This window comes from Nostocoides sp. HKS02 (assembly GCF_009707485.1).
Lineage (GTDB): Bacteria > Actinomycetota > Actinomycetes > Actinomycetales > Dermatophilaceae > Pedococcus.
The window spans coordinates 2,507,570-2,534,116 of sequence record NZ_CP046121.1 but is presented as its reverse complement, the minus strand read 5'-3'; the positions used below and the strand labels follow the sequence as shown (position 1 = coordinate 2,534,116).

Annotated in this window: 26 protein-coding genes and 2 tRNA genes; 14 read left to right on the top strand and 14 right to left on the bottom strand. The window is 70.1% G+C overall.

Annotated features, from left to right (window positions below):
• Positions 1 to 5: 5 nt before the first annotated feature.
• Positions 6 to 1,922 carry a penicillin-binding transpeptidase domain-containing protein gene (locus GKE56_RS12230; protein ID WP_154684780.1) on the bottom strand — a complete coding sequence of 639 codons (1,917 nt, stop codon included), beginning with the start codon at positions 1,920 to 1,922 and terminating at the stop codon, positions 6 to 8.
• Between the two features lie 198 nt (positions 1,923 to 2,120).
• Between GKE56_RS12230 and GKE56_RS12225 the strand changes: the two genes are divergently transcribed.
• Positions 2,121 to 3,710, top strand: coding sequence for an LCP family protein (locus GKE56_RS12225; RefSeq protein ID WP_230208935.1), 1,590 nt, complete (start codon positions 2,121 to 2,123; stop codon positions 3,708 to 3,710).
• A gap of 102 nt (positions 3,711 to 3,812) precedes the next feature.
• On the opposite strand, the gene GKE56_RS12220 is transcribed toward GKE56_RS12225, so the two are convergent.
• A tRNA-Ser gene (locus GKE56_RS12220) sits at positions 3,813 to 3,905 on the bottom strand.
• Positions 3,906 to 4,122: 217 nt separating this feature from the next.
• Between GKE56_RS12220 and GKE56_RS12215 the strand changes: the two genes are divergently transcribed.
• Positions 4,123 to 4,629 (top strand): hypothetical protein, encoded by a 507-nt coding sequence (locus GKE56_RS12215; RefSeq protein WP_154684779.1) that lies wholly within the window; start codon positions 4,123 to 4,125, stop codon positions 4,627 to 4,629.
• On the opposite strand, the gene GKE56_RS12210 is transcribed toward GKE56_RS12215, so the two are convergent.
• The 4 genes from GKE56_RS12210 to GKE56_RS12195 all read right to left on the bottom strand — a co-directional run bounded on the left by GKE56_RS12210 (position 4,524) and on the right by GKE56_RS12195 (position 10,176).
• Positions 4,524 to 5,780: a glycosyltransferase gene (locus GKE56_RS12210; RefSeq protein WP_230208934.1), complete on the bottom strand. Its 1,257-nt coding sequence runs from the start codon at positions 5,778 to 5,780 to the stop codon at positions 4,524 to 4,526. The two genes, GKE56_RS12215 and GKE56_RS12210, sit on opposite strands and share 106 nt — an antisense overlap.
• A 10-nt stretch (positions 5,781 to 5,790) precedes the next feature.
• Positions 5,791 to 7,884, bottom strand: a complete 2,094-nt coding sequence (locus GKE56_RS12205) for a glycosyltransferase family 39 protein (RefSeq protein ID WP_154684777.1) — start codon at positions 7,882 to 7,884, stop codon at positions 5,791 to 5,793.
• An 88-nt stretch (positions 7,885 to 7,972) separates the two neighbouring features.
• The gene (locus GKE56_RS12200; protein ID WP_154684776.1) at positions 7,973 to 9,445 is read right to left on the bottom strand and encodes a HAMP domain-containing sensor histidine kinase; all 1,473 of its coding nucleotides are present in this window, start codon (positions 9,443 to 9,445) and stop codon (positions 7,973 to 7,975) included.
• A complete protein-coding gene (locus tag GKE56_RS12195) occupies positions 9,442 to 10,176 on the bottom strand; it encodes a response regulator transcription factor (protein ID WP_154684775.1) in 735 nt (244 codons plus the stop codon). The genes GKE56_RS12200 and GKE56_RS12195 overlap by 4 nt, the downstream gene beginning before the upstream one ends.
• Before the next feature lie 171 nt (positions 10,177 to 10,347).
• Here GKE56_RS12195 and GKE56_RS12190 point away from each other — a divergent pair, with 171 nt between their 5' ends.
• Together GKE56_RS12190 and GKE56_RS12185 are read left to right on the top strand one after the other, a co-directional pair.
• Positions 10,348 to 10,773: a hypothetical protein gene (locus GKE56_RS12190; RefSeq protein WP_154684774.1), complete on the top strand. Its 426-nt coding sequence runs from the start codon at positions 10,348 to 10,350 to the stop codon at positions 10,771 to 10,773.
• Positions 10,770 to 10,994, top strand: a complete 225-nt coding sequence (locus GKE56_RS12185) for a hypothetical protein (protein WP_154684773.1) — start codon at positions 10,770 to 10,772, stop codon at positions 10,992 to 10,994. The genes GKE56_RS12190 and GKE56_RS12185 overlap by 4 nt, the downstream gene beginning before the upstream one ends.
• On the opposite strand, the gene GKE56_RS12180 is transcribed toward GKE56_RS12185, so the two are convergent.
• On the bottom strand, positions 10,931 to 11,965 hold the full coding sequence (locus GKE56_RS12180; RefSeq protein ID WP_230208933.1) for a LacI family DNA-binding transcriptional regulator: 1,035 nt from the start codon (positions 11,963 to 11,965) through the stop codon (positions 10,931 to 10,933). The two genes, GKE56_RS12185 and GKE56_RS12180, sit on opposite strands and share 64 nt — an antisense overlap.
• 120 nt (positions 11,966 to 12,085) lie before the next feature.
• Here GKE56_RS12180 and GKE56_RS12175 point away from each other — a divergent pair, with 120 nt between their 5' ends.
• From GKE56_RS12175 to GKE56_RS12160, 4 genes are read left to right on the top strand one after another with little or no spacing between them, the layout of a single operon-like run.
• Positions 12,086 to 13,168 (top strand): substrate-binding domain-containing protein, encoded by a 1,083-nt coding sequence (locus tag GKE56_RS12175; protein ID WP_154684772.1) that lies wholly within the window; start codon positions 12,086 to 12,088, stop codon positions 13,166 to 13,168.
• 4 nt (positions 13,169 to 13,172) lie between these two features.
• Positions 13,173 to 14,195, top strand: coding sequence for an ABC transporter permease (locus tag GKE56_RS12170; protein WP_154684771.1), 1,023 nt, complete (start codon positions 13,173 to 13,175; stop codon positions 14,193 to 14,195).
• The gene (locus GKE56_RS12165) at positions 14,192 to 15,025 is read left to right on the top strand and encodes an ATP-binding cassette domain-containing protein (RefSeq protein WP_154684770.1); all 834 of its coding nucleotides are present in this window, start codon (positions 14,192 to 14,194) and stop codon (positions 15,023 to 15,025) included. Before GKE56_RS12170 ends, GKE56_RS12165 begins: the two co-directional genes overlap by 4 nt.
• Complete coding sequence (locus GKE56_RS12160) at positions 15,022 to 15,429, top strand: universal stress protein (protein WP_154684769.1); 408 nt, start codon at positions 15,022 to 15,024, stop codon at positions 15,427 to 15,429. Before GKE56_RS12165 ends, GKE56_RS12160 begins: the two co-directional genes overlap by 4 nt.
• Before the next feature lie 21 nt (positions 15,430 to 15,450).
• Here the strand turns inward: GKE56_RS12160 and GKE56_RS12155 are convergent, their stop codons facing one another.
• Positions 15,451 to 16,944, bottom strand: a complete 1,494-nt coding sequence (locus GKE56_RS12155) for a hypothetical protein (RefSeq protein ID WP_154684768.1) — start codon at positions 16,942 to 16,944, stop codon at positions 15,451 to 15,453.
• A gap of 81 nt (positions 16,945 to 17,025) precedes the next feature.
• Positions 17,026 to 18,861 carry a phosphoenolpyruvate carboxykinase (GTP) gene (locus tag GKE56_RS12150; protein WP_154684767.1) on the bottom strand — a complete coding sequence of 612 codons (1,836 nt, stop codon included), beginning with the start codon at positions 18,859 to 18,861 and terminating at the stop codon, positions 17,026 to 17,028.
• Positions 18,862 to 19,297: 436 nt separating this feature from the next.
• Here GKE56_RS12150 and GKE56_RS12145 point away from each other — a divergent pair.
• Positions 19,298 to 19,370, top strand: a tRNA-Arg gene (locus tag GKE56_RS12145).
• A 417-nt stretch (positions 19,371 to 19,787) separates the two neighbouring features.
• Here GKE56_RS12145 and GKE56_RS12140 read toward each other — a convergent pair.
• Entirely contained in the window at positions 19,788 to 20,171 is a 384-nt protein-coding gene (locus GKE56_RS12140; protein ID WP_230208932.1) for a GNAT family N-acetyltransferase, read from the bottom strand.
• A 188-nt stretch (positions 20,172 to 20,359) separates the two neighbouring features.
• Here GKE56_RS12140 and GKE56_RS12135 point away from each other — a divergent pair, with 188 nt between their 5' ends.
• Positions 20,360 to 20,839, top strand: coding sequence for a PH domain-containing protein (locus GKE56_RS12135; RefSeq protein ID WP_195908103.1), 480 nt, complete (start codon positions 20,360 to 20,362; stop codon positions 20,837 to 20,839).
• Positions 20,840 to 21,024: 185 nt separating this feature from the next.
• The gene (locus GKE56_RS12130; protein WP_154684764.1) at positions 21,025 to 21,483 is read left to right on the top strand and encodes a hypothetical protein; all 459 of its coding nucleotides are present in this window, start codon (positions 21,025 to 21,027) and stop codon (positions 21,481 to 21,483) included.
• A gap of 28 nt (positions 21,484 to 21,511) precedes the next feature.
• Here GKE56_RS12130 and GKE56_RS12125 read toward each other — a convergent pair whose 3' ends face one another.
• Together GKE56_RS12125 and GKE56_RS12120 are read right to left on the bottom strand one after the other, a co-directional pair.
• Positions 21,512 to 22,678, bottom strand: a complete 1,167-nt coding sequence (locus GKE56_RS12125) for a glycoside hydrolase family 6 protein (RefSeq protein WP_154684763.1) — start codon at positions 22,676 to 22,678, stop codon at positions 21,512 to 21,514.
• Between the two features lie 187 nt (positions 22,679 to 22,865).
• Positions 22,866 to 23,117, bottom strand: coding sequence for a hypothetical protein (locus tag GKE56_RS12120; RefSeq protein ID WP_154684762.1), 252 nt, complete (start codon positions 23,115 to 23,117; stop codon positions 22,866 to 22,868).
• 178 nt (positions 23,118 to 23,295) lie between these two features.
• Here GKE56_RS12120 and GKE56_RS16925 point away from each other — a divergent pair, with 178 nt between their 5' ends.
• Genes GKE56_RS16925 through GKE56_RS12110 form a run of 3 tightly spaced genes read left to right on the top strand, consistent with a single transcriptional unit; the run spans position 23,296 to position 25,099 of the window.
• Positions 23,296 to 23,787 carry a hypothetical protein gene (locus GKE56_RS16925; protein WP_195908102.1) on the top strand — a complete coding sequence of 164 codons (492 nt, stop codon included), beginning with the start codon at positions 23,296 to 23,298 and terminating at the stop codon, positions 23,785 to 23,787.
• Complete coding sequence (locus tag GKE56_RS12115) at positions 23,685 to 24,446, top strand: sensor histidine kinase (protein WP_195908101.1); 762 nt, start codon at positions 23,685 to 23,687, stop codon at positions 24,444 to 24,446. The genes GKE56_RS16925 and GKE56_RS12115 overlap by 103 nt, the downstream gene beginning before the upstream one ends.
• Entirely contained in the window at positions 24,443 to 25,099 is a 657-nt protein-coding gene (locus GKE56_RS12110; protein ID WP_154684760.1) for a response regulator transcription factor, read from the top strand. The genes GKE56_RS12115 and GKE56_RS12110 overlap by 4 nt, the downstream gene beginning before the upstream one ends.
• Here the strand turns inward: GKE56_RS12110 and GKE56_RS12105 are convergent.
• Complete coding sequence (locus GKE56_RS12105) at positions 25,084 to 25,431, bottom strand: hypothetical protein (protein ID WP_154684759.1); 348 nt, start codon at positions 25,429 to 25,431, stop codon at positions 25,084 to 25,086. The two genes, GKE56_RS12110 and GKE56_RS12105, sit on opposite strands and share 16 nt — an antisense overlap.
• Positions 25,428 to 26,477: an SDR family oxidoreductase gene (locus GKE56_RS12100; protein ID WP_154684758.1), complete on the bottom strand. Its 1,050-nt coding sequence runs from the start codon at positions 26,475 to 26,477 to the stop codon at positions 25,428 to 25,430. The genes GKE56_RS12105 and GKE56_RS12100 overlap by 4 nt, the downstream gene beginning before the upstream one ends.
• Positions 26,478 to 26,547 lie beyond the last annotated feature (70 nt).

The window sequence follows — 26,547 nt, the reverse complement described above, 5'->3', positions numbered from 1 at the left end:
TCGGCTCACCTCCCAGCGAGGCTGGTGAGAAAGGCTTTCGCGACGGGAGCGGCCACGGTGCCGCCGCTCTTGCCCTGTTCGACGAGGACGGCGAACGCGATGTTGCCCTGGTAGCCGACGAACCAGCAGTGCGTCTCGGGCGGGTTCTTGCTGCCGAACTCGGCGGTGCCCGTCTTGCCGCGGACCGTTCCGCCGGGCGTGCCCTTGAGCACCACACCAGTGCCCTGGTTGACCACCTCGCCCATGAGCCCGCGGAGCTGACCGACGATCGTCGGGTCCAGGGGCTTCGGGGTGCGGTCGGCCCCTGCGGGAGCCGGTGTCGTGACGAGCGCCGGTGGCACCACTGACCCCCGCGCGACGTTGGCCGCGAGAGCCGCCAGGGCGAGCGGCGAGGTGGTGATGCGGCCCTGACCGATCGCGGCGGCGGCCTTGTCGGTCTTGCCGTTGTTGGGCGGCACCGTCGCGGCGTAGGCATTGGCCACGCCGAGGGAGTCGGCCCACCCCGTGAGCCCGAGGTCGTTCGCCGCGGACGCGAGGTCGCCGTCAGCCAAGGTGGTCGAGAGCTGGACGAACGCCGTGTTGCAGGAGTGCGCGAAGTCCAGGGTGAAGTCGGGGGTGCCCAGCGACTCGCCCTCGTAGTTCTTGTAGGTGCGGCCGTCGACGACGAACGACTGGGGGCACGTCACGGGGGTCGTCGGGGTGACCTTGTGGCCCTTGAGCAGGGCATAGGTCGTGGCGATCTTGAAGGCCGAACCGGGCGGGTAGTGGCCGGTCAGGGCGCGGTCGAATCCCAGCTGGGGCGAGTTCGCCGAAGCGAGTACGTCGCCGGTCTTGACGTCGACCGCGACGAGGGCGGAGGGCACGGAGCCGGTCGCCTTGAGAGCCCCCTCGGCGGCATCCTGGACGCGCGGGTCGAGCGTCGTCTTGACGTCCGTCCCTGCCACCGGGGCCTTCTCGAACAATGCGGTGCCCGGCTTGCCGCTCGAGGTGACCTTGACCCCGGGCGTGCCGCCGAGGATGGCGTCGTACCTGCCCTGGAGCCCGCTCACGCCGGCGTAGTCGCCAACGGCATACCGGCCCTTGCCCTTCGCGATGAGCTCGGCGCTCACGGGTCCGAACGCGCCCAGCAGCGGTTGGGCAAAGGTCCGGGTCTTGGCCAGCGGCTGCTCGCGGACCGGGTAGATGACCCCCACGAGGGAGTCCAGCGCCGACCGTCGCGCGTCGAAGTCGGCCTGCCGGTAGGTGATCACGGCGATGGGCGCCTGGGTGCCGGCCTTCTGTGCCGCGGCGAGCTTCTGGACCAGCGACCCGGCCGGTTCGTTGGTGATCTTCTCCAGCGCCGCCGCGGACTGGGCGGTGGCGCGGCCGGGATCGAGCTGCACCGGGTAGACCTTGCCCAGCGGTGCCAGAGGCGTCCCGGAGCCGTCGAGGAGGTTGCCCCGCTGACCCCAGGTGCGGGTAGCGGTGAGGGAGTCCTTGGGCCCGATCGAGGAGTTCCAGAGCGAGTGCGCGGTCACGGTCTGGACGCTCCACCCGGAGCCGGCCTTGACGACCGTGACGGGCGTGGCGTAGGTCCACGCCACATTGTCAGCCAGCGTCCACGTGACCCGCAGGGTGCTGGTCGCCTGGTCGCCCGACCGCTCGATCGGGCCCGGGCGCACGGTGACGGCGCCCCCGCCCAGGCCACGCGTCGCCGTGGCGAACGCGGCGGTCACCGCCGGGGCCGTGCTGCCGGCGAAACGCAACGCGGGGTCGGTGAAGGATCGCTTCTGCCACGCGGTCGCGAAGGAGGCGACCTCGGCGCGCGCGGCGGCGTCGGCCTGGCGCTGAGCAGCGTCGTGCTGCCACCACAGCCCACCTCCGGCCGCAGCCGCCACCACGGCAACGGCCGCGACCGAGCCCACCCACATGCGTCGTTCCATGGGCCCATCCAACCTCACCCCACCGAAAAACCCATGCCCGAATTGTCTGCACCGGGGCAACCGCGCCCGCTGCGCCTGCGTCATCAGGGGTGTGTCCGTGTGCTGGGACCCCTCAGGTTGCGCCCGTACACTCACCCCGGCGGCCCCTGTCGCCATGACGTTTGTCCAGTGCCGCACGAGCGGGTCAGAGAGGTACACGTGAGCGAGCCCACCCACGGCTCTGCCGAAGGCGAGGACGCCACGACGCAGGCCTCGGCTGTCACGGGGGACGACGCCACAGGCGACCAGCCGCAACGCCGGTCGGACCGGCATACCGGAGCAGACCACCCGCACCCCTGGTTGCGCAGAGTGGTGTTCGGGATCGCGGCCTTCCTGGTAGTGCTCCTCGTGCTGGGCATCGGGGTGTACCTCAAGCTCACCGGCAACATCAACCGCATCGACATCTCGGGCGCCCTCGGCAGGCGCCCCAGTCCGGCAGCGACCACCGATGCCGTCACCAACCTCGCCCCGATGAACGTCTTCGTCATGGGTTCGGACACCCGGGCCGGCCAGGGCGGCAACTTCGGCGCCGACATCAGCAAGGCCGGGGTCGAGGGCGCGCGGTCCGACACGAACCTGATCGTGCACCTGTCCGCCGACCGCAAGTCGGCGATCGTCGTCTCGATTCCCCGCGACTCGATGACCATGGCGCCTCGGGACTGCAAGAACAAGTCCGACACGGTGCAGAACGGCGTCATGCGCCAGTGGAACGCCAACTTCACCCTCGGCGGGCCCGCGTGCACGATCCGCACCTTCGAGGGCCTGACGAACATCTACATCAACCACTACGTCGTGATCGACTTCCGCGGCTTCCAGTCCATGGTCGACGCGCTCGGTGGCGTCACGGTCTGCACCCCGCAGGCCGTGAACGACCCGGGCAGCGGTCTCAAGCTCCCCGCCGGCCGGACCAAGGTCAACGGCCAGCAGGCCCTGAGCTACGTGCGGGCCCGTGAGACGCTCGGCGACGGCTCGGACCTCAGCCGGATCGACCGTCAGCAGGCCTTCCTGTCGTCGATGATCCAGGGCGCGACCCAGTCCTCGCTGCTGCTGCGACCCGACAAGCTGTTCCGCTTCCTCGACGCCGCCACCCAGGCGACCACCACCGACATGGGAATCGGTGACATGAAGGACCTGGCCGAGAGTGTCCGCAGCATCGGCATCAGCCAGATCCGGTTCGTGCGGCTGCCCACCGAGCCCTACGTCGCCGACCCGAACCGCGTGCAGTGGACTGCTTCGGCGCAGACCCTGTGGCAGGCGATCCGCGAGGACAAGCCGCTGCCCGGCACCAAGGCGCCGGCCGGCAGCACGAAGCCGACCCCCTCACCGACCACGACCCAGCCACTCACCGTGAGCCCCGGTGTGATCTCGGTCCGGGTCACCAACGACTCCGGGGTGCCGGGGATGGCCAAGCAGGCGGCTGCGGCGCTCCGGGTCCAGGGCTTCACCGTCGTCTCCTACCTCACCGGCAGCGGACCGGTGTCACACGGCGTGGTGGTCCGGTACGGCCCCGGCCGGGCAGAGGCGGCCCGCACGGTCGCCGCGGTCTACCCGGGCGCCCAGACCCGCGAGGACCCCCTGCTCGGCTCGACCATCGAGCTGAGCATGGGCATCGGCTCGCCCGCAGCAGTCGCGGTGCCGAACCGGCTGGGCACGGAGCCGCTGCCCAAGGAGTCGGTCACGGCGACGCAGGCGCCGACTCCCACGCCGTCGATCAAGGCCCGCGCAGCCAACCAGGACATCTGCAGCTGACTGGCCGGCTCGCCACTGGTGACCCTGGTGTCACCGGCTGCTCCCCGAGCCAGCGACCCACGGCCATCCGTGACCTGGGAGTCACGGATGGCCCCGGGTCCGTGGCGGAGGCGGAGGGATTTGAACCCTCGATGGGCGATAAACCCAAACCGCATTAGCAGTGCGGCGCCATAGACCGGACTAGGCGACGCCTCCTCGCCCGGTCGAGATCCGAACCGAGCCCGCACAGGGTATCCGGAGCCCGTGTCGTGGAGCAAAGCGGCCTGCTCGTTCGCGGACGGCGCCCGCCGGAGGCTCCAGATCGCGACCCCCGAGGGTATGCCGACCGGCTCCGCATCGCGGCAATGCGCGCGTTTGCGGGGCAGCGCCGGCGTGGCTGCGGCATCCTGTGGCGACACGTGAAGGAGCGCCGATGTCTGACCAGCTCACCCCGCCCGGTACCCAGCCGTACCCGCGGCCGCAGGGCGCGGCATACCCCACCGCGCCGGTGCCTGCGGGCCAGTACTGGGCGCCGCCCCAGCCGCCATCTCCGCAGGGTGCCGCCGTGGCACCCCCACGGCGTGGCAACGGGTTGGCGATCACCGCGCTCGTCCTCAGCGCCGTGGCGCTGCTCGTCGCGCTCGGCATGGCTGCCTTCGCCGTGATCGGCGTCGCCGCTGGTGCCGGGCCCGGGCCGTCCGCGCTGACCGGACGCGTGACCCCGATCGACAAGGGTGTGGCCGGCGCCGAGCTCCAGTCCGAGCTGACCAGGATCATCAGGAACGATGGTGGTTCGGTCGACACGATCACCTGTCCGGATCGCTCGCAGGTCGGTCAGGGGCTGGTCACGGTGTGCAAGGGCTCGGTCGACGGCTCTGACTGGACCGGTGTCGTCGTGTTCGAGGACGACGGCGGCACGTTCGTCCTCGACGAGCTCTGAGGGCTGCGGAACATCCACGAGCGCATCGCCACGAACCGCACGATGGTGGACCCGGCAGTGGCGAGGGCCACGACAGTCGTGGCGGCCACCGTCGTCGGTGCCGCGTCGACTGTGTGGAGCAGCCCGAGCGCGCTCGCGGTCATCAGCCAGGTGATCGCGAAGACGGCCAGGCCCTGGACCTGGTGACGGACCGTGCCGCTGCCCTGCACCTCGAACGTCCAGCGCCGGTTCAGGGCCGTGTTCACCAGGGTGGCGACGAGCAGTGCGAGGAGGTTGGCGGTCTGCGACCCGAGGGCGCCGTGCAGGGTCGCGAACAGCCCGAGGTGGACTCCCGTGGTCAGGGACCCGACGACGGCAAAGCGCCGGACCTGCACCCAGGTCGAAGAGCCCGGCCGGCCGCGTCCGAGCCGGGACGCCAGCTCAGCCACCGGGAGGCGGCCAGCGGACAGCCCGCGCCGGAGTCGCCATACACCTCGCAGGTCGTCGAGGGCGGTGCCGACCACGTCGACCCGAGAGTCGGGGTCGTCGAACCAGTCGACCGGCACCTCGTGGATCCGCAGGCCCGAGCGCTCGGCGAGGACCAGCAGCTCGGTGTCGAAGAACCAGCTCGTGTCCTCCGCCAGGGGCAGCAGCTCCGCCGCCACGTCGGCCCGGATCGCCTTGAAGCCGCACTGCGCGTCGCTGAACCTCGCCCCGAGCACTCCCCGGAGCACGAGGTTGTAGCAGCGCGAGACGACCTCACGTCGGGCCCCGCGCACCACTCGCGCGCCACGTGCCAGGCGCGACCCGATGGCGAGGTCCGAGTGTCCGGACATCAGGGGTGCGATCAGGGGCCACACGGCGTCGAGGTCGGTCGACAGGTCCACGTCCATGTAGGCGAGGATCGGCGCGTCCGAGGCCAGCCAGACCTGCTTGAGCGCCCTGCCACGTCCCTTCTGAGCCATGACGACGACCTCCACGTCGGGCAGCGTGGCCGCCAGCTCCGACGCGACCACGGCGGTCGCGTCGGTGCTGGCGTTGTCGGCCACCGTGATCCGGAACGGGTACGGGAAGGTCTGGACCAGGTGGTCGTGCAGCCTGCGGACACTGGCTGCGACCGTGTGCTGCTCGTTGTGGACCGGGATGACGACCTCCAGAACCGGCGACTGCACGGCGTGGTCCTCAGGTGTTCTGGGTGGAGGCAGTCGAGGCCGCGGTCGAGCTGGCCGTCAACGGCTGGGTCAGGTCGTAGAAGGTCGAGCCGCCGATGCTCACCTGGGTGAAGTTGGCGCTGACCCAGGCGGAGATCTGCGATCCAGTCCCCGAGCTGCCCGTCCCGCCACCCATCCCGCCGCCGGGGCCGCCACCCATCCCGCCGGTGCCGTTCCCCGCCGCGAAGTAGTGGATCTCGCCCGAGGAGACGTACTGCTGGAACTGGGCGAGGGTCGGCGACGGGTCGCTGCCGTTGAACCCACCGATGGCCATCACGGGCAGACCGGTGCCCAACTGCAGACCCGCCGCGTTCTGCGAACCGATGGCCGCCGCGACCCAGCGGTACGAGGATGCGTTGGCGGACAAGGCCGAGGCCACCTCGGTGTTCGGGGTGGAGGCGTCCAGCAGTCCGCCCAACGCGCCGCCCGCACCGCCGGCGCCTCGGCCCGTGGCGCCCTGCGGGGGTGCACCGAGAGTGCCGCGCGCGCCGCCCGGCATACCGCCTGGCCCGCCACCGCCTGGGCCACCGCGGCCGGTGCTCGGACCGGCGGTGACGATCGAGCCCGTGTGGCCGGTGCTGACCGTCTGTGCGCTGTAGGCCGCAGGCCCGGCCAGGGCGGCGACCAGCGCACCGGCGACGACTGCCGGCACGAACCGGGAGTGCAACCGGCTGATCGCCAGCAGCAGCAGCGCACTCGCCATCCCCAGGGTGAGGATCGAGATGCGCACCAGGCTGGTCCAGTCGGTGCGGGTGAGCAGGACGAACGACCAGATCGCTGCCGCGGCGGTGGCGGCCGAGAGGGTGACCGCACCGATCGCCTTCGCCCGGTGAGCCCACGCCTCGGCGGCGCCCATGCCCACGAGGGCGGCGATCGCCGGCGCGAGGGCCACGGTGTAGTACTCGTGGAAGATGCCGGCCATGAGCGAGAAGGTCAATGCGGTGACGAGCAGCCACCCGCCCCAGACGACGTATGCCGCGCGGCGCAGATCGGTGCGCGGTGCGCGTCCGCGCAGGCCGAGCCCGACCAGGCCGAGGATGGCCGCCGAGGGGATCAGCCAGGAGATCTGGCCGCCGACCGAGCTGGAGAACATGCGCAGGAGCCCGGGCGTCCCCCAACCGTTGCCACCGCCGACCGAGCCGGTCTCGTTGCCGCTGATGCGACCAAGACCGTTGTAGCCGAACGTGACCGAGAGGAACGAGTTGTCCTGCGAACCACCGATGTACGGCCGCATGCTCGCCGGCACGAGCTCGACGACCGCGACCCACCAGCCCGCGCTGAGCACCATCGAAGCGGCGCCAACGAGGGCACCCAGGATCCGGCGACGCAGCGTGGTGGCGGCGAACAGCACGTAGGCGAGGCCGAAGGCGGGCACCACGAGGAACACCTGGAGGGCCTTGGTGAGGAAGCCGAGGCCGATGAAGAAGCCGACGATGGCGAACCACCTGGCGCTGCCCTGCTCGATCGACTTCATCGTCGCCCACGCGCCCATCGCCATGAGCAGGACCAGGAGCGCGTCGGGGTTGTTGAAGCGGAACATCAGGACGGCGACCGGGGTCAGGGCCATGACCAGACCGCCGATGAGCCCCGCCGCCGCACCGAAGTGTCGCTTGACCGTGGCGTACACGACACCGACGGTGGCGACCCCCATGAGCACCTCGGGCATGAGGATGCTGAACGAGCTCAGGCCGAAGGCGCGCACCGACAGGGCCATGATCCACAGCGAGGCCGGGGGCTTGTCGACGGTGATGGAGTTCCCCGCGTCGGAGGAACCGAAGAAGAACGCCTTCCAGCTGGCGCTGCCGGCCTGCACCGCAGCCGAGTAGAACGAGTTGGCGTAGCCACTCGAGGTGAGGTTGTAGACGTAGAGCAGGGCCGTGGCGAAGAGCAGCCCGAGCAGCGCCGGACGGGCCCAGGACGGGTCCTGGTCCGAGCCGCGCCACACACGCTGGATCCGGGTGGGAGTCCGTGATGCCGAGGTGTCCGCGGGCACCGCTTCGTGGTGGTTGCCGGTCGCGTCCGGTGCTTCGGGTGCCGTGTCGCGGGAGAGGGTCGTCGTGTCCATGGCCACCACGGTCCGGCCGGGTGCTGTGCGGTTACTGTGCCCCTGCTGAGGTGCGCTGATGAGGTGGCGGGAGAGCCCAGGGCAGCCGTCAGTGCACGGGGAGCAGCACCGTGAACGTGGTGTCGCCCGGCGTGCTGGTCAGCTCGACCGTGCCACCGTGTGAACGCGCCACGGCGTCCACGATGCTCAGCCCGAGGCCGGTGGACCCGGCGGCGCGGTTGCGCGAGTCGTCGCCGCGCGTGAACCGCTGGAAGACGTTGCGCTGCAAGGACTTCGGCACACCCGGACCGTTGTCGGCCACGATGACCCGCACCCAGCCGTTCTCGGTGCTGACCGAGGTGGTGACCCGTGTGCCGGCGGGCGTGTGCGTCCGCGCGTTCGCGAGCAGGTTCGCGACCACCTGGTGGAGCCGCGCGTGGTCGCCGGTGACCTCGATCGGCTCGTCCGGCAGGTCGAGCTCCCAGCGGTGGTCGGGCGCCGCCGCGTGGGCGTCGCTGACGGCGTCCATGGCCAGCAGGGTCAGGTCGACGGGCTCCCGGTCGAGCGGCCGCCCGGCGTCCAGTCGGGCGAGCAGCAGCAGGTCCTCCACGAGACCCTGCATGCGCAGCGCCTCGGACTCGACCCGGTTCAGCGCATGGGTGATCGATGGCGGCACCGGCTCGCGCTCGCGACGGGACAGCTCGGCATACCCGCGGATGGAGGCCAGTGGGGTGCGCAGCTCGTGCGAGGCGTCCGCGACGAACTGGCGCACGCGCTGCTCGGACTCGTGACGCGCCTGCAGGGCGCCCTCGACGTTGTCGAGCATGCTGTTGAGGGCGAGCCCGACCTGGCCGACCTCGGTGTTCGGGTCGGCGTCGGCCAACGGCACACGCTCGGCGAGCGCGACGTCGCCGCTGTCGAGCTTGAGTCGGGAGACCTGGGTCGCGGTGTGGGCCACCCGTTGGAGCGGAGCAAGGTTGCGACGCACGAGCCAGAGCCCACCCGCCGTGACCAGGACGAAGCCGACGATCGTGCCACCGCCGACGAGGCTGATGACCTTGTCGACGGTGTCGGTGACCGGGGTGATCGGGATCCCCGAGATGACGGTCTGGCCGAGCGGGTCGCGTACGGAGATCGCGCGGTAGTCGCCCAAGCCGTCGACGTGCACCGTCTTCGGGGTCTCGCCGATGCCTGCGGCGTTGAGCTGGGCGATCTGCGCGGTCGTCAACGCGCCCGAGGCGTCGCCGCGGGCGTAGGAGCTGCTCACGACGGTGCCGGCGAGCAGCGTCACCCGCAGGGAGTCGCCGCCGCCACCCGGAGGCCCTCCTCCGTCGGGATGCGGCACCTGACCCTGGTCAGCCAGGTCGTGCGGGCCCCCGACCGCGCGGTGCGAGATGGACGTGACGTCGCGGTCGAGCTGCTTGAGCAGGTAGTCCTGCATGAGCAGCACGGTCAGTGATGCCGTCGCCAGCGTCACGGCGAGGAACAGGCCGACCATCGTCGCGACGAGCTTGGTACTCAGGGACCACCGGCCGGGCCGCAGGTGGGGGCGGACGGCGGCGAGGACACCTGCTGGGTTCATGCTGCGGGCTTGAGGACGTATCCCACGCCTCGCATGGTGTGGATCATCGGCTCGCGGCCGGCGTCGACCTTCTTGCGCAGGTAGGAGATGTACAGCTCGACGACGTTGGCCTGACCGCCGAAGTCGTAGTTCCAGACACGGTCCAGGATCTGGGACTTGGACAGGACCCGCTTGGGGTTGCGCATGAGGTAGCGCAGCAGCTCGAACTCCGTTGCAGTGAGCTGGATCTGCTCGCCCGAGCGGGTCACCTCGTGGCTGTCCTCGTCCATGGTGAGGTCGCCGACCACGAGCATGGAGCTCGCGTCATCGGCCACCACCGCAGTGCGTCGCATCAGGGCGCGGAGGCGGGCGACGACCTCCTCGAGGCTGAACGGCTTGGTCACGTAGTCGTCGCCGCCAGCCGTCAAACCGGCCACGCGGTCCTCCACGGCGTCCTTCGCGGTGAGGAACAGCACGGGGACATTGGGGTTGTCGCCCCGCATCCGGCGCAGCACCTCGAGCCCGTCGAAGTCCGGCAGCATCATGTCGAGCGCCACCGCGTCGGGCTGGAAGTCACGAGCCGCACGCACGGCGGAGGCGCCGTTGGACGCGGTGCGGACCTCCCAGCCCTCGTAGCGCAGCGCCATGCTGAGCAGCTCGGTGAGGTTGTTCTCGTCGTCCACCACGAGGACCCTTACCGGGGAGCCGTCGATGCGCTGGAGCTTGGCCGAAGCGGACTGCTGCGTGTTCATACCCCTAGGAAACACCCGCGACCTTGTGCGGGGCCCTCGGAACTCCTGTGCGATTCCTGTGAGCGCTCTGTGGTCATCCTCAGCCACCCGATACCCGTGCCACAGCGCTCGCACAGGCGGGGAGCCGAGCGTCGGTGGAGACAGCTGACACCTCGCGACCCGGAGGACCCGATGACCGGCCAACCGCACCCCACCGACGACCCCGCGTCCCTCACCTGGGCGCGGACCGCGACCACGCCGTATGCCGCGACGCCGGATCGGGCACCTGCCGCCGAGCCCGATCGACCGTCCGCCGCCGCCTCGGCTCCGAGCACGGCGCCGGCGCTCACCCCACCGACCTGGTCGGGACGCAAGACCGCGATCGCCGCGGCCCTGGCCATCGGCATCTCGGCTGCGGGGGCAGCCACTGCTGCGGCGGCCTTGCCGGCGGGCTCGGCGCAGAGCGACCAGGGCCAGTTCCAGCGTGGCGGCTTCGGGCCAGGTGGACCAGCCGGCGCAGGTTCCGGCCCTGGGACCCAGGCGCCCCAAGGTCAGCAGCCCCAGCTGCTACCGGGGCAGGCGCCACAGCAGGTCCCGGCCGCTCCGGGTGCGACATGACCGCCGCGACCCTGACCCGGGCGCTGGGCGCGGTGCGCCGGGCAGGCGCGGGAACGGCATACGCCAGCGGTGGCCGGACGGCATCGGGTGGCAAGGACTTCAGCGCGATCCCTGTGTGTGGCGCGGTTCGCCCGCTGGCGCAGCAGCGTGCGAGGGCTCAGGCCGCGGGCGAGATCTCGCCAGATCCCCGGACCACGAGCTCGGGGGTCACCACGACGTGACGCGGCGGTGACTGGTCGCCGTCGATGCGGGCGAACAGGGCACGGGAGACCTCCCGCCCGATGTGGCCGACGTTCTGCCGAACCACCGTCAACCCCGGCTCGAGGACATCGGCCAGGGGGAAGTCATCGAAGCCGACCAGGGCGACCCGGTGGCTCAGACCGCGCTGTCGGAGGGCGCGCACCGCCCCGACCGCCAGCGAGTTGCGCGCGGCGAAGACCGCGGTCGGGGGGCGCGCGCCGTCGAGCACGTGCAGGAGCGCCTGTTGGGCCGCGTCGCTGGTGCGGAGCCCGCCCATGGCCAGGTCCATCTCCAGGACCAACGACCGATCACTGAGGCCGTCGACGAACCCGCGATAGCGATCGGCCGCCGTCTGGATCGTCGGAAGGTCACCCAGGAACGCGATGCGCGAATGTCCTTGCGCCACAAGGTGATGAACGGCAAGGCGTGACCCGAGGACGTTGTCGGCGGTGACCGAGTCCGCGTCGATGCCTTGTGGGCGGCGGTCCACGAAGACCACCGGCAGACCGCTCTGGAGATCCTCGGAGAGGTAGTCCTGGCGGTCGGTTGCGGGCATGAGAACCAGCCCGTCGACCCGGCGGCGGACGAGGTTGGCGACGAGGGACCGCTCCCGGTCCGGCTCCTCGTCGAGGCTGGAAGCGAGGATGGCCACTCCGCGCGCATGGGCGGTGTCCTCGAGGCTGCGCAGCAGGCTGGCGGAGAAGCTGTTGCTCACGTCCTGGAGCAGGGCGCCGACGGTGTTGGTGTGCGCGTTGGTGCGGCGCAGGTTGCTGGCGCCGAGGTTGTGGCGGTAGCCGAGCTGCAAGACAGCTCGCTCCACCCGCTGGCGGACGTCGGGGGACACCCCCGGCTCCGCGTTGACGACCCGCGAGACCGTCTTCAGGCTGACCCCCGCGAGGGCGGCCACCTCGCGCATCGTCGCGCGTGGGCGTCGTGCGGCAGGGTCTGACAACGATGTCACGTTCACGTCCAGATTTGTACAGGACTATTGACAGGAAGCCAAGTACTCCTCCAACATCGGCAATGACAACGTTGTCAGTGCGGTCACGACGCCGCCAGAAGGGGGAGCACCATGTCTCGAATCACGCCCAGCCTCCGTCGGGTCATCGCGGTCAGCGCCGTGGCCTCCACCGCCTTGGCGCTCGCCGCCTGTGGCGGTGGTTCCGGATCGGGCTCCGACGGCAACGTCGGAGTCACCCTGATCACCAAGGACTCATCCAACCCGTTCTTCGTCGCCATGCAGAAGGGCGCCAAGGCCGATGCGGCCAAGAACAAGGTCGACCTCACGGTGGCCTCAGGCAAGCAGGAAGGCGACGACGCCGGCCAGATCACCGCGATCGAGGACTCCATCGCCCGCGGCGACAAGGGCATCATCATCACGCCCATGAGCAACGGGGTGAACTCGGCGATCAAGAAGGCGCGAGATGCCGGCCTGTACGTCATCGCGCTGGACACTCCGCCCGACCCGGCCAACACGGTCGACATCACGTTCGCCACCGACAACCGCGCGGCGGGCAAGCTCGACGGGCAGTGGGCTGCTGCCCAGCTCGCGGGCAAGCCGGCCGTGATCGCCCTGCTCGACCTGTTCAACGACAAGATCGTCTCGGTCGACTACAACCGCGACCAGGGATTCCTCGAGGGCATGGGCATCGACGTCAAGGACCCCAAGAAGAACGGTGACGAGGCCCCCACGGGCAAGTACACCGGTGGCAAGGGTGGCGACTACACGATCGTCTGCAACGAGGCCGGCCAGGGTGCCGCCGACGGCGGGCGCAGCGCGATGGAGAAGTGCCTGGCCAAGAACCCGAACATCAACGTCGTCTACACGATCAACGAGCCGACCGCGGTCGGGGCGGACGCCGCCCTCAAGGCAGCGGGCAAGACGGCACTCATGGTGTCGGTCGACGGTGGCTGCGCCGGCGTCAAGTCGGTCAAGGATGGCGTGATCGGGGCGACCGCCCAGCAGTACCCGCTGAAGATGGCGACGTTGGGGATGGAGGCGATCGCGAAGATCGCCCGCGGTGGCGAGAAGCCGAAGACCTCTCCCGGTCTCGACTTCTACAACACCGGCGTGGCCCTCGTGACGGACAAGCCGGTGAGCGGGGTCGAGAGCATCGACTCCACCAAGGGCAGCTCGCTCTGCTGGGGCAACTGAACCAATGGCAACCACCACGCCCTCTGCTGCCGCTGAGTTCGCTCGGCGGCAGCAGAGCCCGCTCCAGCGAGTGCAGCACCTGCTGCACGGGTATCCGTACCTGAGCCCGCTGTTCCTGCTGATCCTGAGCTTCATCGCGTTCGCGATCATCAACCCCCGGTTCGCCCAGCCCAGTGCCCAGTCGGTGCTGCTCCAGCAGACCGCTGTCGTCGCCGCGCTCGCCGTCGGCCAGACGCTGGTCATCCTCACGGCCGGCATCGATCTCTCGGTTGGCGCGATCGCCATCTTGTCGGCGATGGTCATGGCGACCCTGGCCAAGGACGGCGGCATGAACGGCGTCCTTGCCCTCGGGATCGGCCTCCTGCTGGCGGTGGCTGCGGGATTCCTCAACGGGGCGCTGGTGACCCGCCTCAACCTGCCGCCGTTCATCGTCACCCTGGGCACCCTGAGCATCTTCACCGCCATCGCCCTGCTCTACTCCGGGGGTCAAGACATCCAGGGTGAGCACCTGCCGGACGTCCTCAACGTGCTGGGCAACGGCTTCGGCGTCGGCGGTTTCCGGTTGACCTGGGGAATCGTGGTCGTGGTGCTGCTGTACGTGGTCTTCACGTTCGTGCTGAGCCAGACCGCCTGGGGCCGCTACGTGTATGCCGTCGGTGACGACGCCGAGTCCGCGCGCCTTTCCGGCGTTCCCGCCAAGCGCGTCCTCCTGCAGGTCTACACGGTCGCGGGCCTCATCTACGGCATCGCCGCCTGGGTCAACATCGGCCGCGCCGGCGCGGCCTCACCCAACGCCATCACCGACGCCAACCTCAACAGCATCACCGCTGTGGTCATCGGCGGCACGAGCCTGTTCGGTGGTCGCGGGCGGTTGGTGGGCACACTCATCGGCGCGCTCATCGTCCAGGCGTTCGCCTTCGGGCTCTCGCTCGCGGGTGTCAACACCCAGTGGCGCGTCCTCGCCATCGGCATCCTGGTCATCCTGGCCGTGTCGATCGACCAGTGGATCAGGAAGGTGCGGTCATGACGGTCACCAAGCTCCCGCTGGCGCTCGACGCGATCCCGGCGGGCAAGCAGCACATCTACGACGCCGAGCCGATCCTGAGCGCCCGGGACCTCGTCATCACCTTCGGCCGCGTCGTCGGTCTCGACGGGGTGAACCTTGACCTCTACCGGGGTGAGGTGCTCGCGGTCATCGGCGACAACGGGGCGGGCAAGTCCACGCTCATCAAGTGCCTCACCGGTGCGTACGTGCCGAACTCCGGGACGATCTCGATGGAGGGCAAGGAGGTCAGCTTCCGGCGGCCGCAGGACTCCCGTGAGCACGGGATCGAGACGGTCTACCAGCAGCTGGCGGTGATCCCCGCCCTCGACATCGCGAGCAACCTCTACCTCGCTCGGGAGGAGCGGCGACCGGGCGTGCTCGGCTCGGTGTTCCGCATGCTCGACAAGGGCGGCATGAAGAAGCGGGCGGGCGAGTCGGTGCAGAACCTCGGCATCCAGACGATCCAGAACATGGGTCAGGCGGTCGAGACGCTGTCCGGAGGTCAGCGCCAGGCTGTGGCCGTGGCGCGCGCCGCCGCGTTCGGGAGCAAGGTGGTCGTCCTCGACGAGCCCACGGCCGCGCTCGGGGTGAAGGAGTCCGGGATGGTGCTCGACATGGTCAAGCAGCTGCGTGACAACGGCCTTGCCGTCATCCTCATCAGCCACAACATGCCGCACGTGTGGGAGGCGGCCGACCGCATCCACATCCAGCGGCTGGGTGGCTGTGCCGGCGTGATCACCCCGCAGTCGCACGACATGGGTGAGGGCGTGGCGATCATGACCGGAGCGACGCGACTAGAGCCCGCGTCATGAGCGTCACCATCGTGGTCGGGTACATCCCCAGCCCAGAGGGGGTGGCCGCGCTCGAACGGGCCAAGAGCGAGTCGTTGCTGCGGGGCGCACGCTTGGTCGTGGTGAACACCGGAGAGTCGGGCAACTACGCCAAGCCGAGCTTCGCCACCCCTCAGGACCTCGAGGCGATCGATGCCGAGCTCGCCGGGGCCGGGGTCGAGCACGAGGTCCTCCAGCCCACGGGTGGCTTGGCGGCAGCAGAGGAGATCCTGCGGATCGCGGTCGACCACGACGCCGAGCTGATCGTCATCGGGCTGCGTCGGCGCTCTCCGGTGGGGAAGCTGTTCATGGGCAGCACCGCCCAACAGATCTTGCTCGACGCGCCCTGCGCGGTCCCGGCCGTCAAGGCGGCGGGAGCGAGCTGAGGACAGGGCTGGGCTCCGTGCTCACGTACGCGCGGAGCCCAGCCCGATGACCACCGCGAGTCCCAGCGCGCTGCGCGGTGCGTATGCCGTGCGCCAGAGCCCGCCGTGGACCGCGCCTCGTGCTTCCTCGCGCCAGGGGGTGGTCGGCTCGGAACTGGTCCGTAGGTCGTGGACCAGCAGGGCGGCCATCAGCGTGTTGCTCGTAGCGGGTTCGAAGACCTCGATGCCGAACCGGTGCGCTCCGGCGTACGCACTGGCCAACGCCCGGTTCTTCACGACGGACCGGGTGCGGGTCGGCGGTGCGACGTTGAGGGAGACCGTGACACCCTCGCGCCGGGCGACGGTGGCGCGCCAGCGCTGTAGCCGTTTGGCCAGGGCGTAGTTCGGGCCCTGCTGCGCCACCAGGCTGTCGTTGATGCCGGGCTCGGAGCCGGGCGCGTAGTTGCGCCGTAGGAGTCGCCCACCGCTCACCGTCCGGACTGCCGGGCGGGCGAGCCGCATCGCCGCCGAGGGGTTGCGGTAGTTGCGTGTGGACTGCTCGACCGCCTCGGCTGGCACGGCGAACACGTCGGTCGGCGTCGCGAGGAACGCCAGCGCCACGTCGTCGCGACGGCCCAGGAGCTCCGCGCTCAGCGCGTCGACCGCGGTGGACACGCGAACATTGGTGGCGCCATCGGCATACACGTAGTTGCCCAGCACGAGCGGACCGCTGAGGCCGGTGAGCCAGTCGGCGACGGCTGGCAGGCCGTGCAGCAGGTCGGCGCCCGCGTGGGTGGCGAGGTCGCCGGCCGACCAGATCGAGCCCCGCTGGACGGGCAGGTGGAGCGTGCCGGCCGACGCGCCCGCGACCTCGAGCACGCGCTTCCAGATATCCGGACGGGGCAGGTCGATCCCGATGACGTCACCACCCCACGACAGGACGGCCCGCAGCGGACCCATCTCGGCGCCGGCGCCGAGCACCACGAGGCGATGGTCGGAGAGGTCGAGCCAGTCCGGGTTGGCCATGACGGTCCGCACGGCCTCGGCGGCGGAGGGCTCGAGGATGCCGCGCGCGGACCAGTCGTCGAGCTGTCGGTGCAGGGCGTCGCCGCGCAGCCGCGTCCCGTGGAACGGCAGGCTCAGCTCCGTCGCCCGGTCCCCGGTGCCACGCACGGTCGCCGTCTCGAGCGCGGCACCGTCACCAGCGGCGAACAGCTCGGCTACCGGCACCTCGCCGTCGGGCGTGGTCGCCAGCATGCGAGCGTGCAGCGACTCCAGCCCTGCCCGCGCGACATCCACGGCGGCGTCGCCGTCGCGGAGCAGACCGGCCTCGACCATCCGGCGGAAGTGGGCGAGGTACCCCTGGCGCCACGTCGTCTCACGTTCGGCTGCCTGGGCTCCGACCGGGTCGACCCCGCGGAGCGCGTCGGCCACGACGGCCCGGCCGAGCGCTGACGTGCTCCGCTTCCCGTCGACCGCGGGAAAGACCACGCCACTGTGTGTCGAGCCACTGTGTGTCGAGCCACTGGGTGCCATGAAGCCGAGTATGCCGAAAGGCCCGGAACCGCATCGGTTCCGGGCCTTTCGAGGTGTGCCGCTGGGTGGCACACGCGTGGGTCACTCGACGCCGAGGCGCGCCTTCAGGCCGTCGAGCTCGATCCGCAGCTGGGTGGGCAGCGTCTCGCCGAACTTGGCGAACCACTCCTCGATCTGGGGGATCTCGGCCTTCCACTCCTCGGGGTCGACCTTGAGGGCCGCGGCGATGTCGGCGTCGCTCATGTCGAGACCGTCGGTGTCGAGTGACTCGAGCGTCGGGACGTGACCGATGGGGGTCTCGATCGCGGCGGCCTTGCCCTCGATGCGTTCGATGGCCCACTTGAGCACCCGGCTGTTCTCGCCGAAGCCCGGCCAGAGGAAGCCACCATCGGCGTCGCGACGGAACCAGTTGACGTAGAAGATCTTGGGCAGCTTGGCCGCGTCGGCGTCCTTGCCCACGTTGATCCAGTGCTGGAAGTAGTCACCGGCGTTGTAGCCGATGAACGGCAGCATCGCCATCGGGTCGCGGCGCACGACGCCCACGGCCCCGGTCGCGGCGGCCGTGGTCTCGGACGAGAGGGTGGCGCCCATGAAGGTGCCGTGGACCCAGTCGCGAGACTCGGTCACCAGGGGGACCGTCGTCTTGCGGCGACCACCGAAGAAGATCGCCGAGATCGGCACGCCCTTGGGGTCGTTGTACTCGTCAGCCAGGATCGGGCACTGCTCGATGGGGGTGCAGTAGCGGCTGTTGGCGTGGCTGGAGAGCTCGGCGTCGTCGGGGGTCCAGTCGAGGCCCTTCCAGCTCGTGGCGTGGGCGGGCTCGTTCTCCAGACCCTCCCACCACACGTCGCCGTCGTCGGTCAGGGCGACATTGGTGAAGACCGAGTTGCCCTTCTCGATGGTGCGCATCGCGTTCGGGTTGGTCTTCTCGTTGGTGCCGGGGGCGACGCCGAAGAAGCCGAACTCGGGGTTCACGGCATACAGCCGGCCGTCCTCGCCGAAGCGCATCCAGGCGATGTCGTCGCCGAGGGTCTCGACCTTCCAGCCCGGGATGGTGGGGGCGAGCATGGCGAGGTTGGTCTTGCCGCAGGCGCTCGGGAACGCGGCCGCGACGTAGTAGACCTGATTCTCGGGCGAGATGAGCTTGAGGATGAGCATGTGCTCGGCCAGCCAGCCCTCGTCGCGAGCCATGACGCTGGCGATGCGCAGCGAGTAGCACTTCTTGCCGAGCAGGGCGTTGCCGCCGTAGCCGGACCCGAAGGACCAGATCATGCGCTCCTCGGGGAACTGCACGATGTACTTCTCGGGGTTGCACGGCCACTTCACGTCCTGCTGACCGGGCTCGAGCGGGGCTCCGACGGAGTGCAGCGCCGGGACGTACTTCGCGTCCTCGCCGAGCTCCTCGATGCGCCGCAGCACGTTGACCCCGGTGCGAGCCATGACGCGCATCGACACGACGACGTACTCGGAGTCGGTGATCTCAACGCCGAACATGGGGTTCTCGGCGTTCAGGTGGCCCATGACGAAGGGGATGACGTACATCGTGCGGCCCTTCATGCAGCCGGCGTAGAGCCCGCGCATGAGGTCCTTCATCTCGTTCGGGTCCATCCAGTTGTTGGTGGGCCCGCAGTCCTTCTCGTCCACCGAACAGATGTAGGTGCGGTCCTCGACCCGGGCGACGTCGGTCGGGTCGGAGGCGGCGTAGAAGCTGTTGGGCTTCTTCTCCTCGTTGAGGCGCACGAACGTGCCGGCCTCGACGAGCTTGTCGGTCAAGCGCGTCCACTCCTGGTCGGAGCCGGTCACCCACTCGATCTGGTCAGGAGTGGTCAGAGCGGCCACCTCGTCGACCCAAGCCTGAAGGCGGGCGTGCGTCGTGCCCCCTGCGCGCTGGTCGGTCTTCGTCGCCTCGGTCGTCATGTGATCGGCCGTCCCTTTCGTCCGGATATGGCTGGTCCCCGGAGCAGTGAGGTGAAACGTTCACGCGACGTGGATTCCATGGATGTCCACATGGTGAACGCTACTGATCTGGTCACGGTACGCCGGGGCCGGTGGTGGCCGGTACCGCGAGAGGCTGAGAACGCTCGTGAATCCGCTCACAACCTGTCGGTAAGGCCGCTGCGACTGACGGCTTCTTGCAAGCCTTGCAAGAAGCCGTCCGAATCGTGGTGTGTTTCTTGCGGATTCGGGTGGCGCCCGTCGGGGCCGCCGAGGAGGCGCTGGAGAGCCGGTCCGAGGGGCCGGCTAGGGCGCGCTGGCGCTCCTCCGACCCAATTTCGTGGGGGAGGGGGTATGCCGGTAGTCTTTCCCGTCGTTGCTCTGGGCGATCCCACAAGGAACCCTCAGGGCAGCATCCGCGCCCGTAGCTCAACGGATAGAGCATCTGACTACGGATCAGAAGGTTAGGGGTTCGAATCCCTTCGGGCGCACTCTGCGTTGAGACAGACGATGAGGCCCCTGACCTGCGGAAACGCGAGGTCGGGGGTCCTTTTCGTCGGTCCACACCACCTCCGCCTGGGAAGTCCGACCGGGGGGCGCGCCCCCTCAACCAGCGGGGTGTGGGAAGGGGCGCGCCGCGCGCAGCATGATGGCACGCCTGCGTGGATGCTCACGGGATGTCCGGGTCGTGGCGGGTTGTCCTGGGCCGATCGCCCGATGGTGCCTGCTTGCGGATCGGGGCGACACTGAGGCCGTGGGGGCGACGAGGTGCCCACGCCAAAGGGGGCAGGGCGACAGGGCGTGGGCACCTCCCTCCGTTCACGACAACGGGCGGACGCTGACCGCCCGCCCGACATCACCTCGCCATCGATGCGCCTGGATCCCGAAGCACATGCCCAGGGCGTCCGTCACTCGCTGGACTGGAGCCGCATCCGGCGTCTCAGACGTGAGTCCGCGACGTGCTCAAAGCCAAGGCGCTCGTAGAGGCGTTGAGCGTCCACATTCGCAAGGAGCACATCGAGCTCAACCGTTCGCGCCGCCTGGGTTCGCGCGTGTTCCACGAACTGCTGGATGACGCGTCCACCGATGCCGCGCCCCTGGTACTCGGGAAGGATCTCAACGCGTGCCAAGTAGGCCGTGCCATCGGCACGGACCTCGGCATCGAGGACGCCGATATCCTGGCCACCGGCCACGATGATGGACAGCCGTTGCGGGTCGAACCACTCGGCGTGGAAGGCGCGCTGTTGGGAGTCGGACCATGGTCCCCAAGTGATCTCGACGACGGCGCGCATCGACTTGCGATGCAACCGATATAGGAACTCCCCGTCGTCCTCAGTCGCAGGTCGTTTGCGCCAGCTTCACCCACCACATCATCGCATCGCAGGCATGCTCCCGCGCGACTCAGTTCGGAGCGTGGAGCGTACTCCAGCGACCCCTCTGCTCGCCGTGATCCACTCACCACCTGCACTACCTTGTGCACGTGTCTGGACTGGGTAGGTGGCTGCTGAGGCGCTCAGGCGGTGACCCGTTGGTGCCGTGTACGTACCGCCATCCGCGGGACATCTTTGGCGGAACGATCGTGAGCGGCGTCTACATCGTGGAAGCCGTCCGACACCTCGATGACCGGGCGTGGGCGGTATACCTCGTCGGGGGTTTGGCCTTGGTGTGGCTCGGCTGGACGACCCGGATGACCATCACCCCGGACGGGGTCGTTGTCCAGAACGGCTGGCGATCCCGCATCCTGCCATGGGCGGAGATCACGGCGGCGCACATGGTGACGGTGAGAGGGAAGCAAGTCCTCCAGCTGAAGTTGCGCGATGGCCGCCGGGTGCGGGTGCGGGCGGTCGGCGCTGGGCTGCTGGCGGGCGGTGAGAGCTACGCCCGGCATGTCGTGACGCAGCTGGCGGCGGCGCGCCAGGCAGCCGCCGAAGGCGGTCCCGGGACCGATCGGCGCAGGTGAACACCCGATCTAGCCCGGACGGTGGGCGGGCTCGGCCCGCGGCGAGGTCCAGGTGGGGTGGTCGTCCAGGCGCGCGCGGCCGAAGGGCACGGGTGGTGAACCATGCGACCAATCGGGCGCGCGACGAACGCCCGCCTGCCTAGCATGGGGCAGTGGCGTCCGTTGAGATCTCAAAGCCCATTCAGGTGGCCGCGCAGATGCCGCAGATCTGCGTCAAGACCGGCGTTCCGACGGCCGACACCCTGACGATTCGTGGAAGGGCGACACCGGTCTGGGCATGGGCCATGATCGTGTTCGGCTTCCTTCCATGGCTCGTCGCTCAGGCGGGGTCGTCGCACAGGTACGCGATCACCGTCCCCCTTCAAAGGGCCGTGTTCCAGCGTTACCGTCAATGGCGTCGCGCGAGCTGGGTTCTGGCGGCACTGGGCATCACCCTGATGCTGGGCGCCGCAGCGGTGGACGGTGAACGGGCTCTCCTCCTGCTCGCGGTCACCCTCGTCGGCCTCGCTTGGGGCCTCGTCAACGAGTGGGTGAACTCGGTCGGGATCCGACTCACCCGCGAGGGTGCGCTTCTCATGACTCGGGTGCACCCAGCCTTCAGGGAGGCTGTTCTTCGCCAGGACGCCGCGAAGGCGGACGCCTAACCCATCCCGCTCAGCCCGGCTGGTTGGGTCAGTAGGGCGACGTGCGGGCGAGCTGCAAGGCGCGGTTCAGGTCGAACGGCGAGGCCTGCCGATACAGCCAGGGGCGCCCGAACCACAGGTACCCGTCCACGTAGGTGCGCGCGAGCTGGTTGTCGGTTGCGGTCAGGTGCCACCGGGCGTTGGCGACGTCCGTCGTCGGCGGGATGCCCAGCTTCACGCAGGTCCGGGTGTCGGTGGCCGACCGGCATACCCAGGCATTGTCCGGGTCCGGACCGGTGTACTTGCCGAACACGAACGGGTGCCCGGATGACGAGGTGTTGATCACGACGTGCTTGCCGCGGATGCCGCGCGCGGCCAGCGCCCGGACGATCGCGGCGCCGCGGGCGACCTCGTTGTCCGTCGAGGAGTAGTGCGTCCCGTTGAGGGCCACGCCACGCGCGTACTGGATCCCGGCCGGGAGCAGAATCCTCAGCGCGGCGTCGACGCCACCCTGGGCGCCCGCTGCGGGCCAGTCGGCGGCGCCGGCCTCGATGTACACGCTGGTGTGCGGCAAGGCGCTGAACTTCTGGGCCGAGTAGGCGATCAGGTGGGAGGGGATCAGGGACCTGCCGGGGACGCACAGCGCGAACGGCCCGTCCGGCTGCAGGACGAGGGCGACGTGGGCAGAACCGATCGCGCCCGCCATGCGGTCAACCCACTGCTTGTATGACGCTTGCTCGGCGACCGTGGGCAGTCGCCGGCACGCGTCGCCCTCCCAGGGGACCATCCTGAACACGGTCATCTGGACGAGCGCGTTGGGGTTCCCCGCCTGTGCGTTCGCGATGTAGCGGGCTGTGGTGGCGGCGATGGCCGAGTTCGAGATCCAGGCTCCGAACCACATGGCCTTCGGTCGGAGAGCGATCTTCGCCAGCAGGGTCTTGTTCGTCCCCGTGGCATGCACGTACGGCGCCCACGCCATCTCGTAGCCACCCTTGTAGACACCCCATGGCCGACCCGCGAGTGGGTTACCTGTCGAGGAGGTCAGCACGACCGGCTCGGCGTGGAGAACGGTATGGCCGGTCCCGGCGCCCAGATCGGCACCCGTGAGGCTTGGTGTCCCGAGGGCGGTCGCCGCCGCCAGCGTCAGGCTCGCGCCCACCACCAGGGGGAGGAACCGACGCACGTGACGACGCACGGCCACACGACGGGTGCTCATGAGGTCTCTTTCCGGAAGGGGGCGGGGAGTCCGGCACCAGTGTCATCGACGTGCGCAGTCCCTGGGACGAGATCGTGGCATTTCGGACGAACGCGGCGTCAATCTCGACCGAACGGTCCACCCCCGCCAACGCCGTGCCGACTCGTGCTTCGCCGCCGCGCCGCCGCGCCGCCGCGCCGCCGCGCCGTCAGGCCCTCGCCAGCCGTCGGCGCCGACGGACGAGGTCGATGCCGACGACGAGCGCCAGCCCGATGACGAGGACGACTGCCCACGGGACCCAGAACCCCAATGAGGTCGTGTGGACGTCTGGGTTGTTGGCCGGTCCCCAGCCGACCAGTGCGACGCAGAGGGCCCAGGCCGCCGGCGTCACGAGCAGCGCGCGGCTCCGGGGGAGAAGCAGGGCGGCGATGACCACGACCGCCAGGAAGACGATGTCCATGTGACCTTCTCCTTTCAGGTGGCTCCCTGCCACCTGGACCTCGAGGATGCGCCGTGGGTGCGCGCCGTGTCGTCAGGTCGTGCGCCGATTGTCGCGCGCTGACGGTCAGCCCGTGGGCGGACGGGCGATCCACCGCGAAGCGGACGCCCGGCGGGCTGGGCCGCCCTACAGTCGGCGTGTGGACCCGGCAGTCGTCACGCGTCTGCGGCTCGCGGCGTCGAACCCGTGGGTCGTCGATGCTGCTCTGGCCGGGGCACTGTCGATCATGGCGCAGGTGCAGCTCCCAGTGCATTCGCCCTGGTGGGTGCGGGTCGCCATGCTCGCGACGACGGGAAGCCTGGCTTGGCGCCGGGCGGCGCCGTTCCCGGTGTCGACAGCAGTGGCAGCGTGCGTCGCCCTCATGGGCCTGACCCCGGATCCGCCGTCGGTCTTCGGCGAGTACCTGGCGGTGATGCTGGCCGCGTTCACCGTGGCGGAACGCTGCCGGCTCCGCGACGCGGCTGCAGGCCTCGGGGCGCTGCTCGCGGGCATCGTCGCCCACGACTGGCGCTCCACGCAGTTCGGGGAGTGTCGGGGTTCGTCAGCGACAGCGCGATCCCCGTCGTCATCTGGCTGGTCGGCCGCGCCGTCCACCTCCAGCGTTCCCGCGCCGACCGGTCCCAGGCACTGATCCGCCAGCTGGAGGCCGAGCGCCAGGAGCTGGCCCGCCTGGCCGTGGCCGCCGAGCGGGCCCACCTCGCGCGTGAGCTGCATGACGTGGTCACGCACAGCATCAGCGTCATGGTGATCCAGGCGCAGGGCGCGCGTCGGGTGCTCGGCGACAAGCCTGCAGAGGTCAGCAGCGCGTTGGAGGTCGTCGAGACGGCGGGGCGCGCGACCCTGACCGAGATGCGACGCCTGTTGGGCCTCCTGCGCGAGGAGGACGCTCTCCCCCGCGCGCGCCAGCCCGGTCTCGCTGACTTGCCGCACCTCCTCGAGCAGGTGCGCTCGGCCGGACTTCCGGTGACCGTGGCGGAATCGGGCACTCCCGGCACGCTGCCCCAGGGCATCGACCTCGCGGCATACCGGATTGTGCAGGAGGCCCTCACGAACAGTCTCAAGCACGCGCGGCCGGCGACCGCGAGGGTCCAGCTCGTCTGGCAGGCGAGCGGCATCGAGGTGAGCGTGACTGACACCGGCGAGGTGAGCCCCACCGTGGCGCGTGACGGGCGCGGTCTCCTGGGGATGCGCGAGCGCATCGCCGCCTACGGCGGAGAGATCCAGACCGGACCCGTTGCCTCAGGCGGGTTCCGGGTGTGGTGCCGCCTTCCGCGTGAGGTCGGCTCGTGAGCATCCGCGTGCTCATCGCAGACGACCAGGAGATGGTGCGGACCGGGTTCCGGATGATCCTGGCCAGTGAGCCCGACCTGGTGGTCGTGGGCGATGCCAAGGATGGCGCGGAGGCGGTGGCTGCCGCCGCGCGGCACCGACCCGACGTGGTGCTCATGGACATCCGTATGCCGATCCAGGACGGTCTGTGGGCGACCCGCGAGATCTGCGCGGCAGCCGACGGTCCTGCGGTCGTCATCCTGACGACCTTCGACGACGACGCGTACGTCTACGGCGCCCTGGCTGCCGGGGCCAGTGGCTTCCTGCTCAAGGATGCCCCAGCTGACGAGCTGGTCAGTGCGGTTCGGGTCGTCGCCAACGGGGCCGCGCTGCTGGCACCTGCGGTGACCCGTCGCGTGATCGATCGAGCGACGCGCCATCGCGCAGCCACGGACGACACCGCGGCGGTGTCCCGCCTGAGCAATCGTGAGCGCGAGGTGCTCCGTCTCATGGCCGATGGGCTGTCGAACGCCGAGATCGCGCGGACCTTGGTCGTCGGAGAAGCGACCGTGAAGACTCACGTCGCCCGAGTGCTCCAGAAGCTCCCAGCGCGCGATCGCGTCCAGGCGGTGATCACCGCGTTCCGGTCGGGCCTGGCCTACGAGCCACGCTGAGGGAAGCCCTGGTGGCCCAACGGAAGCGCCGCAAGCATGCTGGCAATCGTGGCGTCGGTCAGGGCGATCCGGCGCCGACGCGGTGACCACGCGGCGAGGGCGAGCATGCTCGCGGCGTGCATCAGGTCGACGACCCGACCTGCGCGCCGCGCAAGCGCCCGGTCGTCGACCGCCAGCACCACGGCCTGGGCGACGTGCCGGACGCCGAGGACGCGCGCAGCGACCTGCTCCCCGTGGTCCAGTCCCGTGCCAGTCAGGGCGCGCGCCACGCCTTGCGGATCCGCGAGCAACGCCAACCCGTAGCCGAGCCTGGCCGCATCGCCGACCCTCATCGTCGGGATCGGACTGCCGACACAGCGCCCGCCAGCAGGGCGACACCGGCCGCGGCGGCGCCCAGCACGCCATGGTGCTGGGAGGCCCACGCCTGCGGGCTGCGATACGTCGACTTCTCGTCGAACCTGCCGTGCGTCCCGAAGTCCCGGCTCCGGTCGGAGGGCTGCCAGAGGTTCTTGGGCGCGTCCGCGGGTTGCGGTTGGTCGGTCTGTTGCGAGGAGATCCCCGTCCGGGCCAGGTAGCGGTCGAGCAGTCCGGGCGCGACCGCGTTGGCGATGAGCGTGGCGGCGGTCGTGCCGCCCACCCAGTACTCGCGCCGCCCGGGGTGGTCCGCGGCATACACGACCGCGTCGGCGGCCACCTCGGGTTGGTAGATCGGCGGCACCGGCTGGGGCCGGTGCGGCAAGCGGGACAGGACCCATGAGAACTGCGGGGTGTTCACCGCCGGCATCTGCACCATGGTGACCTTCACCGGGCTCTTGTCGTGGAGCAGCTCGCACCGCAGCGACTCGTGGAACCCCTGGATGGCGTGCTTCGAACCGCAGTATGCCGTCTGGAGTGGGATGCCCCGGTAGGCCAGCGCCGAGCCGACGTGGACGATGGCGCCGTGCCCGCGCTCCTTCATCCGGGGCAGGACGGCCATGGTGGCGTAGACGTAGCCGAGGTAGCTGACCTGGGTCACCCTCGTGAACTCCTCCGGGGTGATGTCGTCGAACCGGCTGAACACCGACGTGAAGGCCACGTTGACCCACACGTCGATGGGCCCGAGCTCGTCCTCGATGCGGGTGACTGCCTCGCGTACCTGGTCGGCGTCGGCCATGTCGGCCGGGACGACGAGGGTCTCGCCTCCCGCGGCCCGGACCTCCTCCGCCGCCGCCTCGAGGCCCTCCTCGCCCCGGGCCAGCAGCGCGACGGCATCGCCACGTCGGCCGAAGGCGATCGCGCTGGCGCGGCCGATCCCGCCGGACGCGCCGGTCACCGCGACGACCCGTCGACGTCGCTGGGCGTGTGCGCTCGTGGATGGGGTCGGGTGTGGCTCGGTCATGGGGGTCAGCTCAGCTCTCGTCGTCGGGGCGGGTGCCGGGCACTGGCATCCAGGGGTGCACTACCCGCCC

Excerpts from the sequence above, each read along its gene's own strand:
- GKE56_RS12230 (WP_154684780.1), bottom strand. The coding sequence starts at position 1,922 with ATGGAACGACGCATGTGGGTGGGCTCGGTCGCGGCCGTTGCCGTGGTG.
- GKE56_RS12215 (WP_154684779.1), top strand. The coding sequence starts at position 4,123 with ATGTCTGACCAGCTCACCCCGCCCGGTACCCAGCCGTACCCGCGGCCG.
- GKE56_RS12205 (WP_154684777.1), bottom strand. The coding sequence starts at position 7,884 with ATGGACACGACGACCCTCTCCCGCGACACGGCACCCGAAGCACCGGAC.
- GKE56_RS12200 (WP_154684776.1), bottom strand. The coding sequence starts at position 9,445 with ATGAACCCAGCAGGTGTCCTCGCCGCCGTCCGCCCCCACCTGCGGCCC.
- GKE56_RS12195 (WP_154684775.1), bottom strand. The coding sequence starts at position 10,176 with ATGAACACGCAGCAGTCCGCTTCGGCCAAGCTCCAGCGCATCGACGGC.
- GKE56_RS12190 (WP_154684774.1), top strand. The coding sequence starts at position 10,348 with ATGACCGGCCAACCGCACCCCACCGACGACCCCGCGTCCCTCACCTGG.
- GKE56_RS12185 (WP_154684773.1), top strand. The coding sequence starts at position 10,770 with ATGACCGCCGCGACCCTGACCCGGGCGCTGGGCGCGGTGCGCCGGGCA.
- GKE56_RS12175 (WP_154684772.1), top strand. The coding sequence starts at position 12,086 with ATGTCTCGAATCACGCCCAGCCTCCGTCGGGTCATCGCGGTCAGCGCC.
- GKE56_RS12170 (WP_154684771.1), top strand. The coding sequence starts at position 13,173 with ATGGCAACCACCACGCCCTCTGCTGCCGCTGAGTTCGCTCGGCGGCAG.
- GKE56_RS12165 (WP_154684770.1), top strand. The coding sequence starts at position 14,192 with ATGACGGTCACCAAGCTCCCGCTGGCGCTCGACGCGATCCCGGCGGGC.
- GKE56_RS12160 (WP_154684769.1), top strand. The coding sequence starts at position 15,022 with ATGAGCGTCACCATCGTGGTCGGGTACATCCCCAGCCCAGAGGGGGTG.
- GKE56_RS12155 (WP_154684768.1), bottom strand. The coding sequence starts at position 16,944 with ATGGCACCCAGTGGCTCGACACACAGTGGCTCGACACACAGTGGCGTG.
- GKE56_RS12150 (WP_154684767.1), bottom strand. The coding sequence starts at position 18,861 with ATGACGACCGAGGCGACGAAGACCGACCAGCGCGCAGGGGGCACGACG.
- GKE56_RS12140 (WP_230208932.1), bottom strand. The coding sequence starts at position 20,171 with ATGCGCGCCGTCGTCGAGATCACTTGGGGACCATGGTCCGACTCCCAA.
- GKE56_RS12125 (WP_154684763.1), bottom strand. The coding sequence starts at position 22,678 with ATGAGCACCCGTCGTGTGGCCGTGCGTCGTCACGTGCGTCGGTTCCTC.
- GKE56_RS12120 (WP_154684762.1), bottom strand. The coding sequence starts at position 23,117 with ATGGACATCGTCTTCCTGGCGGTCGTGGTCATCGCCGCCCTGCTTCTC.
- GKE56_RS12105 (WP_154684759.1), bottom strand. The coding sequence starts at position 25,431 with ATGAGGGTCGGCGATGCGGCCAGGCTCGGCTACGGGTTGGCGTTGCTC.
- GKE56_RS12100 (WP_154684758.1), bottom strand. The coding sequence starts at position 26,477 with ATGACCGAGCCACACCCGACCCCATCCACGAGCGCACACGCCCAGCGA.